This is a genomic window from Nocardia farcinica (assembly GCF_029867845.1).
GTDB classification, from domain to species: domain Bacteria; phylum Actinomycetota; class Actinomycetes; order Mycobacteriales; family Mycobacteriaceae; genus Nocardia; species Nocardia farcinica_A.
The window spans coordinates 1-4133 of sequence record NZ_JARWRU010000092.1 but is presented as its reverse complement, the minus strand read 5'-3'; the positions used below and the strand labels follow the sequence as shown (position 1 = coordinate 4133).

Sequence of the window (4133 nt, the reverse complement as noted above, 5' to 3'; positions counted from 1 at the left end):
CCGGCCGGGCCCGGCGCCCGAGGCGCGGCGGGGCCGGTCGTAGGGTCGGGGCATGGGTGGATTCGGTGGCTTCCCGCTGGCGGGCCTCGACCTGTACGAGGACCTCGAGGTCGACAATTCCAAGGCGTTCTGGACCGCGCACAAGCATGTCTACGAGCAGGCCGTGCGCGAACCCATGCTGGCGCTGACGGCTGAACTGGAGGCAGAGTTCGGTCCCGCCAAGCTCTTCCGGCCGTACCGCGACGTCCGGTTCTCCCATGACAAGTCGCCGTACAAGACCCATCAGGGGGCGGTGGCCGGGACCGCGCCCGGCGTGGGCTGGTACGTGCAGATCGGCGCGCCGGGGCTGTTCGTCAGCGGCGGCTTCTATCGCGGCGACGCCGAGCAGATCGCGTCGCTGCGCCGGGCCGTGGCCGACGAGGTGCGCGGACCCGAGCTGGAGTCCATCCTGGCGCCGCTGGCCGCCGCCGGGTACGTGCTCGGCGGGGAGAGGCTGAAGACCAGGCCGAAGGGTTACGACGCCGACCACCCGCGCATCGGCCTGCTGCGGCACAAGTCGCTGACCTGCTCGCGGGAGTTCGGCGCCCCGGCGTGGCTGTCCACGCCGAAGGCCGCCGCACACGTACGGCAGGCGTGGACCGACCTGCGCCCGCTGGTGGAATGGCTGACCGCCGTGGTCGGCCCGGCCAACGCCTGACATCCGCCCGCCCGATCGCCGCCGGCTAGGTCCTGGTGGCCAGCACCAGCGCGAAACGGTCGTCGGGATCGGTCCACACCTGCTCGACGGCGAAACCCGATCCGCCCAGTTCCGCGCGCAGTCCGTCGAGCCGGAACTTGGCGGAGATCTCGGTGCGCATCTGCTCGCCGCGCGCGAACTCGACGACCAGGTCGAGGTCGGCGACGGTGACGGTCATGTCCTCGCGGGCGGCCAGGCGCATCTCGATCCACTCGTGCTCGGCGTCCCAGAGCGCCACGTGATCGAACTTGTCCGGCTCGAAGTCCGCGCCGAGGCGGTGGTTGAGCACGTGCAGGACGTTGCGATTGAAGGCGGCAGTCACGCCCTCGGCGTCGTCGTAGGCGGGAACGAGCACGTCCGGGTCGACGACGAGGCCCGCGCCCAGCAGCAGCCGTTCGCCGGGTTCGAGCACGTCGTGGATGCCGGTGAGGAAGGCGCGGCGCTCGGCGGGGACGAGATTGCCGATGGTGCCGCCGAGGAAGGCGATCATGCGGCGGCCACCGCGCGGCATGGCGGTCAGGGTGTCGGTGAAATCGCTGACCACGCCGTGCACGGTCAGGCCGGGGAACTCCTCGGCCACCTCGGCGGCGGCGGCGCGCAGGGCGGCCGAGGACACGTCCTGGGGCACATAGGTGTGCAACGCGCCCCGCTCGGTCAACGCGGTGAGCAGCAACCTGGTCTTGGCGGCCGAGCCGGCGCCCAGTTCCACCAGCACCTCCGCGCCGGCGAGCCGGGCGATCTCGCCGACCACCCGTTCCAGCAGCGCGCGCTCGGTGCGGGTCGGGTAGTACTCCGGCAGGGCGGTGATCCGCTCGAACAGTTCGCTGCCCCTGGCGTCGTAGAACCATTTGGGCGGCAGGTGTTTCGGCGTGGCGGTGAGGCCGCGCCCGGCGTCCGCGCGCAGCGCCGAGGTCAGGTCGGCGTCGGTGAGGTGCACTTCCATGGTCGCTGCGGTCATGCGTTCGGCCTTTCGGTGTGCGTGGGGGCCGCCGGGGTGGCGGCCGGACGGGAACCTGCCCGGCCGGTTTCGAGGCCCTCGACCTGGGCGCCGGAGTCGTGCGGGGGCGGGACGGAGGCGCCGGGGTCGAGCGGTTCGACGGTGAGGACGCCCGGCGCGGCCACGACCAGACAGCGGTCCGGGATCGGCCGCCAGCGCGGGTCGTCGTCGTAGGGCTCGGAGGACAGGACCGCGAACTCGTCGGTGACCAGGGCCGACAGCGCGTGGTAGACGGTGGTCGCGAGCAAGGTGGCGCCGTCGCACAGCAGCAGGTTGAGCCTGGCCTCGGGCGCGTGGTCGAGCACGGTGCGGGTGAACAGGCGCAGCGCCTGCGGCGGGTTCGCGCCGTAGCCGCCGGACTCGGCGGAACCGATCAACGCGGCGAGCAGCACCCACAGGGCGGCGGCGTCGGTGGGCGCCTCGGCCGCGAGCAGGTGCGCGCTCTGGAACAGCCTGGTCTGCCCGGCGCGGGTGGCCTCGACGTCCAGGCGCGCGGCGACCGCGGTGAGGGTGTGCTGCCAGTTCGGCACCAGTCCGTTGTGGCTGGCGGCCCATCGGCCGGTGGTGAACGGCGCGCAGGCGGTGCGCTCGACGGGCATGCCGACGGTGGCGGAGCGGACCGAGCCGAGCACGGCGGTCGATTCGATCTGGCCGAGCACCTCGGTGACCGCCGGATCGCTCCAGATCGGTTCGCGATTGCGGTAGCGGCTGACCGTCGGTCCGTCCCGGCCGGGCCGCCACCAGGCCGCGCCGAAGCCGTCGGCGTTGACGGTGCCGCCGCCGCGCATCTCCCGCGGCGCCCAGGACTGCCGATACAGCGAGTGCGGGCCGCGGGTGAGCAGTTCGCCCACCGCGACCGCCGGGCCGACGTAGCCCAGATGGCGGCACATCAGAACTCGTCCGCGCGCAGATCGCGGGCCAGCCGGAAGCCGGCGAAGATCTGCCTGCGGATCGGATGATCCCAGTTGCGGAAGGTGCCGCGGCAGGCCACCTGGTCGGTGCCGAAACTGCCGCCGCGCAGCACCCGGTAGTCGCCGCCGAAGAAGACCTCGGAGTACTCCCGATAGGGGAAGGCGCGGAAGCCCGGGTAGGCCTGGAAACCCGAGGAGGTCCACTCCCAGACATCGCCGATCATCTGGTGCGCGCCGCACGGCGACACCCCGGCCGGGTAGGCGCCCACGTCGGCGGGTTCGAGATGACGTTGTCCCAGATTGGCTTTCGTCTCGTCGGGCGCGGACTCGCCCCACGGGTAGCGCCGCGAGGCGCCGGTGGCGGGGTCGAAGCGGGCGGCCTTCTCCCATTCGGCCTCGGTCGGCAGACGCTTGCCCGCCCAGCGGGCGTAGGCCTCGGCCTCGAACCAGCACACGTGCTCCTCCGGCTGCCGTGGCCGCAGCGGGGTCATGACGCCGAACACCCGTCGCCACCAGCGGCCGTCGGCGTCGCGCTGCCAGAACTGCGGCGCGGTCAGGCCGGCGGAGGTGCGGTGTGCCCAGCCGCGCTCGGACCACAGCTCCGGCCGACGGTAGCCGCCGTCCTCGACGAAGGCCAGGTACTGCTCGTTGGTGACGGGCGCGGCGTCGATGGCGAAGGCGGGCACCTGCACCGGATGCGCGGGCCGCTCGTTGTCCAGCGCCCACGGGTCCGCCGAGGTGCCCATGAGGAATTCGCCGCCTGGCACGATCACCTCGCCGGACACCGGGACGCGCGCGGGCGGGGCGGGCGGGGCGGTGAGCACCGGTTCGCCCGCGCGCAGCTGGTGGGTGGCCAGCATGGTCTCGTCGTGCTGCTGCTCGTGCTGGGCGATCATGCCGAAGGCGAACCCGTCGGCCACCAGCGGGCGGCCGGACAGCGGGCTGCGGTCGAGCACGTCGAGCACTTTCTCGCGCACCGTGCCGACATAGCCGCGGGCCTGCGCGGGGTCGAGCAGGGGCAGCGCGGGACGGTTCGCCCTCGGGTGTTTGAAGGCGTCGTAGAGCTCGTCGATGTCGGCGCGCACCGGCTCCCGGCCGCCCACGTCGCGCACCAGCCACAGCTCCTCCTGGTTGCCGATGTGCGCCAGATCCCACACCAGCGGGCTCATCAGCGGGGAGTGCTGGGCGACGAGGTCGGCCTCGTCCACGGCGTCGGTGAGCAGGGCGGTGCGCGCCCGCGCGGCGGTCAGGACGTCGGCGATGTGGGCGCGCAGGCGGTCGGCGTCGGCGCGCCCGGTCGCGGGGTGGACCGCCGTCGCCGCGACGGTGACGGCGGAGCCGGGCGGTGTGGCCCCGGCCGGTACGCGGTGGGCGGTGCTGGTGGCGGGTTCTGTCACGGTCACGCTCTCCCGGGGTGCGGGTCGGCGAGCGCCGGGGTGGTGCTCGCGGGGGACAGGGCGGCGGAACGCGGGCGTTCGTGGCTCACGAC

At 73.4% G+C, this 4133-nt stretch carries 4 protein-coding genes; 1 reads left to right on the top strand and 3 read right to left on the bottom strand.

Translation table 11 applies throughout. The features are described 5' to 3' along the window. Positions 1-52 precede the first annotated feature (52 nt). Positions 53-697, top strand: a complete 645-nt coding sequence (locus QH283_RS01650) for a DUF2461 domain-containing protein (RefSeq protein ID WP_280501245.1) — start codon at positions 53-55, stop codon at positions 695-697. A 25-nt stretch (positions 698-722) separates the two neighbouring features. Here QH283_RS01650 and egtD read toward each other — a convergent pair whose 3' ends face one another. The 3 genes from egtD to egtB are packed head-to-tail and all read right to left on the bottom strand — an operon-like array spanning position 723 to position 3918. Then, a complete protein-coding gene (gene egtD, locus QH283_RS01645; RefSeq protein ID WP_280501244.1) occupies positions 723-1694 on the bottom strand; it encodes an L-histidine N(alpha)-methyltransferase in 972 nt (323 codons plus the stop codon). After that, entirely contained in the window at positions 1691-2623 is a 933-nt protein-coding gene (gene egtC, locus QH283_RS01640; protein WP_280501243.1) for an ergothioneine biosynthesis protein EgtC, read from the bottom strand. The genes egtD and egtC overlap by 4 nt, the downstream gene beginning before the upstream one ends. Beyond that, positions 2623-3918, bottom strand: coding sequence for an ergothioneine biosynthesis protein EgtB (egtB, locus tag QH283_RS01635; RefSeq protein ID WP_280501246.1), 1296 nt, complete (start codon positions 3916-3918; stop codon positions 2623-2625). Before egtB ends, egtC begins: the two co-directional genes overlap by 1 nt. Between the last annotated feature and the right edge of the window lie 215 nt (positions 3919-4133).